Below are 6,750 nucleotides of genomic sequence, written 5' to 3' on the forward strand. Positions count from 1 at the left end.
CCTGAGCCCGCTGCGTCTCATCCCGCTGCCTGAGCCGCTCCGTCTCATCCCGCTGCCTGAGCCGCTGCGTCTCATCCCGTTGCCTGAGCCGCTCCCGAACGAAGTGAGGGGGCGAGTCGAAGGCTTAAAAGCAATCGAAGGCTAGACAGTCGAAGCCAACGAGTCCAAGGCGCACCTCCCGCACGACATCTACCCTTGACCACGTGACCTCCGCCGAGCGTTTCGCATGGCTCCTGCACCTGGATCTCGACCAGTTCCAGGTCGCAGTGGAACGACGACGCCGGCCCGACCTCGACCGCAGGCAGGTGATCGTCGGCGGCGACGGCGATCCGTCGAAGCCGCGCCAGGTGGTCACCTGCGCGTCGTACGAGACCCGCGACCTCGGAGTGCGCGCCGGCATGCCGTTGCCCGCCGCCCACAAGAAGGCCCCGGACGCCGTCTACCTCCCGCTCGACATGGAGCTCTACGAGGACGCGTCCGCGCAGGTGTGGAACGTCGTGCGCGGACTGGGACATCCGGTCGAGGTGTGGGGCTGGGACGAGGGCTACGTCGGTTTCGGCGACCGCGACGCTCCGCCGGCAGAAGACGAGGTGGTCGCCCTGGCCGACCGCCTCCGTGCGACGGTCCGCGCCGAGACCGGTCTGGCGAGCTGCGTCGGCATCTCAGACAACAAGCAGCGCGCCAAGATCGCGGCGGGTTTCGCCAAGAAGGCGGCCCGGGCCGGCGAGGATGACGATCGCCGCCGCTTCGTCCTCGCCGACCAGAACTGGTACACGCTGATGGGGGACCGGTCGGCAGATGCGCTGTGGAGCGTGGGGTCACGCACGGCGAAGAAGCTCGCCGAGCACGGGATCGACACCGTCGCGCAGCTGGCGGCCGCCCCGCTCGACGATCTGATCGCACTGTTCGGTCCGCACAAGGGCAACTGGCTCTACGTCCTCGCACGCGGCGGCGGCGACGATTCCATCTCGCTGGTGGAGCCGCCGGCCAAGTCGCACTCCAAGTCGCGCACCTATCCCAGCGATCTGACCGAGCGAGGGCAACTGCACGACGCTGCCCGCGACCTGCTCCGCGAGGTGCTGGCGCAGGTGGTCGACGAGGGCCGCATGCCCGTCCGCGTCGGCGTCACCGTGCGGACGGCCACCTTCTTCACGCGCACCAAGCTGCGCAAGCTGGCCGAGCCGTCCATCGACTACGACGTCATCGCCGCGTCGGTCGACGAGCTCCTGGAGGCGTTCCCCCTCGACCGTCCGGTGCGTTTGCTGGCGGTCCGCCTCGAGCTCGCTCCGCCCGACTGACCGAGCCTCGCCTCGTCGATCGATCTCTATCCCGCCGTCGATCGGGCCCCACCTTCATCCCTGATCGAGGCCTACTCCCGCCGCTGATCGAGCCCGGCTTCCGCCGCTGATCGAGCCCGGCTTCCGCCGCTGATCGAGCCCAGCTTCCGCCGCTGATCGAGCGCAGTCGAGATCCCACCCCGTCGTGCCTACCACGCAAACCAGACAAATAAGCGCTTGTTCGCTTTCGTGCCGTCTTTTGGCGCAGTTTGTCGTCTGAACCTGTGACACCGATAAGAGTGACCACCATTCAGGGGACATGCAGCATTTGACACGAAGGAGTGGCAGATCGTGGTTACTACCCCCATAACCCGAGCCGAACGCCGCCGCTTGGCGAGCGCTCACGCTCGGAGAGACAAGACCTCGCCGTCCCGCCGATGGCGAACCAGCGCGCTGGCGCTGGGCGCTGCCGCAGTCCTGGGATTCGGCGTGATCGGCGGGACGGGAGTCGCGCTGGCCGAAGACCCGCCGGCCATGGAGATGACCCCGGAGATGATCCTGGGCATGCTCGACAACGAGATGCTCACCGGCTTCGTCGAGATGTGCCGCACCGGTGCGCTGGCTAACGGCAATCCCGACGCGGGCCAGAGCACCGCCTGGAATCCCGAAGACACCCAGCAGGGCCAGCTCCCGCCGGGGGCGATCGCGACCTGTACCGACTCGACCGGTCACGGTCTCGCGCTCGTCCTTCCGGATACTTTCGAGATCGGTGACACGGCTCAGAACATGTGGATGGATCTCGGCCCCAACCAGTCGATCCCGATTGTCGGCACGTTCGTGATGGGCGAGCGGAACCTCTTCAACATCATGGGTGGTCTGCTGTTCGATGCACCGCCGGTACTGGGCTTCGTGAACGTCAAGGACTACGCACGCGACAACTACGGGGTCGCTATCGATCCGCGCATGTTCGACACCTTCACCACCTACCAGGATGTCGTGGACGCGGCCAATCTCCCCGTCGAACTGACGACTCGTGCGGAGTGCCAAGACCACACCGGGCGCATCACCGGTACCCCTCAATTCCTCGTTGGTTGTGCCATCCGAGGAGGTAGTCAGATCCCCGCTGGAACCGACAAGAATGCGCTGCGCCGCAATCAAGCCCTGACCGTCGCCGAGTACCTCGCCGGCCCAGACGTGAGCTACCCCCGTAATGCGGGGCCGGTTCAGCTGCCTGTAACCCTCCCGAAGGCGAAGGGTCAGTCCACCATCAAGGGGGACGGCATCAATGTCGCGCTGTCCATGCGGAACGGCCGCGCGTTCGCTGAGACCGGTAACGACCTCGCTGTCGCTCTCGCCGGAGCCGACAAGGGGCAGCTGTCGACCGCGTACGCGAAGTATGCGATCGCCATCGCCGCGAACATGGATACCGATGACATCCGCTTCACCTGGTTCGGCCAGGAGGTTGACTTCAGCAAGCTGCTTGCCGCGGGTCTGCTGGATTCGGAGATGGCTGCCGAAGCCGGCGCCGATGAGATGGGCCCGATGCTCGACATGGTCGGCGGCCTCAACGGCACCATCCCAGGAATCAAGGAGGTCTTCTGCCTCGGTCTGGATGCGAAGGCCACCGCAGAGGGCCTGGGAAGCTGCACCAACTTCCTCGGCACCTTCGACACCTACAAGGATCTGCGCCCGCTGACCAACGGCAGCCAGAATCCTGTGGGGGACAGCGTCAACCGTCAGGAGCAGTACGGTCTCACCGACATCAGTTCGCTGATCTTCGGCAACGACGCGCTGCTGAAGGACTTCCTGCCGATGCTCTCCGGCGGCGAGGGCATGGACATGGGCGCCCTGCTGAGCAACCCGACCATCGTCAAGATGCTCGGCGCGCTCACCTCCGAAGAGGATCGGATCAAGCTCACCAAGGACTTCATCCGCTACACCAAGAACGTCGAGACCACCTTCGCCAAGGAAGCGGTGATGGTCGACAGCGGCGAGACCGACGACGACGGCAATCCGATCATGGTGGAGAAGAAGGAGCAGGTCACCGACGCTGACGGCAACCTCTTGTGGGAGGACACCGCCGGCAAGCGCTACACGCAGGCCGACATCGACGCCGACGACGATCTCGACGTCGTCGACCTGAGTCCGGTGATGGCCACCGTCATGAAGAACAAGACCACCCCGCGGATGGTGGGTGCGGTCGAGGACGCGTGGGAGACCTACACCGACACCAACGATCCGGTGATGGTCGACGACGAGGACGAGAACGGTGATCCGATCTACCTCGACGCCGACGGCAACGTGGTCGACGCCGATACCGAAGGGGCCGTCAAGAAGCAGGTCCAGCAGGTCGACGCCGACGGCAACCCGGTGTTCAAGGAGAAGACGCGGCACTTCACGCGGCCGGTGATGGTGGAGTCCACCGACGCCGACGGCAATGTCATCACCGAGGACTTCAAGGACGCCGACGGCAACGTCGTCTGGGTGGACGAGAACGGTGCCGTCGTCGAGGCGGGCACCGAAGGGGCGGTCAAGAAGCAGACCCCGGTGCTGGTTCAGAAGATGGAGCAGGCCAAGGATTCCAAGGGCAACCCGCTGTGGGATCCGGTGGTGGAGCGCTCGACCACCGCGCACTGGCTCACCAGTGACTACGGCCTGCGCGAGCCGCTCGTGATCGAGTGGCTGGGGCACCAGGTGGTGTTCTTCCCGGCCGTCGAGGTCAACGGCACCTACCGTCCAAACCTGATGGGACTGCCGCAGATCAGCCGGATCGCGCAAGACGCGCAGACGGGACTGCTGCCGAAGATCTCGCTGGTGCAGTGGGACAACGCCTTCGGTCTGGGTACGTGGACCTTCGACAAGCCGTGGGACCTGTTCGGCACCGCGAAGAACTACGCCGACAGCATCACCCTGCACAAGGATCTGAAGCAGATCGACGATCTGCTCGGCATCACCGACGGGATCAAGGATTCGCTCGGCCTCGGCAAGAGCCCGGCGCCGGTCGACCCGGACGTGACTGATCCCGACGTGACCGATCCGGGTGAGGGTGAAGGCGCCGAGCCCGGCGACGGCGAGGGCGTCGACCAGCTCGACTCCCTCACGACGCTCGACGAAGCACCGGAGTCGACTCCGTCGGCGCCGAGCACCACTCCCGCGGCACCGGAGACGGAGTCCTCACCGGCACCGGAACCGGAGCTCGGCGTGACCCCGAGTGCACCGGCCACCCCGGAGGCCCCGACCTCCGATCCGGCCCCGTCCGGCCCGGCGGCATCGGATCCGGCCCCGGAGCCGGCCGGTGAGCCGGAGCTCGCCGGCGTCGGCGCAGGCTCCTCGGACGACGCAGGTCTTTCGCTGGAGTGATCTGAAGGAGTACGACGAAGAACCGGCTGCCCGCCTCCGCGGGCAGCCGGTTCTTTCGTACCCGGGTCGTGCGTTGCGAATCCCTCCGGAGGTTGAGGGGTCTTAGCGGTCGAGCGAATCCCGGTGTTGGAGCGGGCCCCGGCGGTCGAGCGGCCCCCGGCGGTCGAGCGGACCCCGGCGGTCGAGCGGACCCCCGGCGGTCGAGCGAAGTCGAGACCCCGACCTTGGCTGAACGCGTGCCGCCGAAGACTCCTAAGAGTCGGTGACATCGACGAATGTTCAGTGCACTTCGGCGCGGGCGTGCAGTAATTGATCTCCCGCGGATGTTCCATTCTCAGTGCCACCCAAAGCTGGGACTCCATTCACGGAAGGTCCCGAAACTGGTGCCATGCATTCGGTGGAATCTCCGTCATGCATTCGTGCGAATGCCGCGAGTTCGGCCTTCTATCCCCTTAATGAAGTCTGAGAGGCATCTTATTGTGACCTGACTCTGGCTTGGCGTGAGTCAGGTGTACGTACGTTAAGGAGCTACTTCAGATGTCAATACCAAAGAAGCACCGCGCACGGCTCATCGCCGCTGCCGCTGGGCTCAGTGTTGTCTTCTACGGAGGACAAGGGCTGGCGCAGGCGGACCCGGTGGAAGGTTTTACCAGTACTCCGCCGTCGACCTCTGAATCCGAGTTGCCCGCAGAACCCTCCGTAAGCTCTGGATCGGAGGGGGCCGACGCTGGTGGATCCGGTTCTGAGGCCCCGTCGAGTGACAGCTCGACCGATGATGGCTCGACCACCTCAGTCACAACCGAACCAGAGGGCTCCGCGTCGACCGCCGGCAACGGGATGTCGGACTCCAACCCCACTGTGGTCGAAACAGATGACGTGACCAGTGACGCGCCGACATCGACCAGCCCCGCCGGCAAGTCGGGCCTCAAGGACGCAGCCGAGCACGACGCGGACACCAAGAGCGATTCGACGAACAAGAGCGGGATCACGAGTGCGCCGATTGAAGGCCTTGAAGACCTGATCACGCTCGAAACCGTCACCGCGACGACCGAAGCGCTCGATGAATCGGAGGACGTCGTCGAGACGACTCTGGCGCTGGTGCCCACGGAGGTCCAGGAATCGACCCTGGGAACCGCCGCCAAGAACTTCGGTCTGGGACTGCTTGCGCTTCTCGGTGTCCCGAGCGATCTGGGAGGGGCGGGGACCACCGGCGGTGCGAACCCGTTGTCGTGGGCGCTGCTGTGGTTCGCTCGTCGTGAGTCGCTCGCTCCGCTGAGCTCGAACGCTGCGACATTCGGATTCCCGGACTTCATGAGCCTGTTCACCAACTCGAGTCCGACGTACAACCCGAACGTGCCTGACGGGGAATGGAACGAGGACGGCACCGTCTACTCCGGCACGGTCGAGTTCGTCGATGCCGACGGTGACGTGCTGGAGTACTTTGTGACGCAGCAGCCGAACAACGGCACCGTCGCGATCGATCCGGCTACCGGGGCATTCACCTTCACGCCGAACGACGACTACACCGACGGTGACGACGTCGTCTTCCAGGTGAAGGCCCGCGACGACGCCGGCTTCCACATCCACGGCTTCGACAGTCTGATCGCCCTGTTCACGGGTGACTCGCCGCACTCGACGCACCAGACGGTGTCGGTGACCCCGGGCGACCGTGCGACCGAGCCGGTGAACAATGCGCCGGTCGTTGATCCGTCCGGGGTGGTTGTGGGTGCTCCGGGGGAGTGGAATCTGGTCGGTGGCAGTGTCGGTGGTGCGTTCTCTGATCCTGATGGTGATGACCTGACCTATGCGGTCATCGGTGAGGGTTGGGAGGTTGATCCTGCGGGGATCGATCATCCTGATCTGGCGGGTGTGCCGGTGTGGGTCAACGGCAACGGCAGCAAGGTCGCGATCAATTCTGCTGGTGATTTCCTGTATGTGCCCGGTAGTGGTGGTGGCGCGTTCGATTCGTTCGTGGTGACTGCGTCTGATCCGTCGGGTGCGTCGGCGTCGGTGACGGTCGATCCCGGAGCCGGCATTCCGCCGGTGAACAATGCGCCGGTCGTTGATCCGTCCGGGGTGGTTGTGGGTGCTCCGGGGGAGTGGAATCTGGTGG

Annotated in this window: 3 protein-coding genes; all 3 read left to right on the forward strand. The window is 65.3% G+C overall.

Annotation, left to right across the window (positions count from 1 at the left end; translation table 11 throughout):
- Positions 1-203 precede the first annotated feature (203 nt).
- Positions 204-1,298: a DNA polymerase IV gene (locus ABD732_RS03565; RefSeq protein WP_344780669.1), complete on the forward strand. Its 1,095-nt coding sequence runs from the start codon at positions 204-206 to the stop codon at positions 1,296-1,298.
- Between the two features lie 468 nt (positions 1,299-1,766).
- On the forward strand, positions 1,767-4,637 hold the full coding sequence (locus ABD732_RS03570; protein ID WP_344780670.1) for a hypothetical protein: 2,871 nt from the start codon (positions 1,767-1,769) through the stop codon (positions 4,635-4,637).
- A gap of 876 nt (positions 4,638-5,513) precedes the next feature.
- Positions 5,514-6,750: Ig-like domain-containing protein (locus ABD732_RS03575; RefSeq protein ID WP_344780671.1), on the forward strand; the 1,237-nt coding region annotated here is incomplete at its 3' end.

This window comes from Gordonia caeni (assembly GCF_039537105.1).
Lineage (GTDB): Bacteria > Actinomycetota > Actinomycetes > Mycobacteriales > Mycobacteriaceae > Gordonia > Gordonia caeni.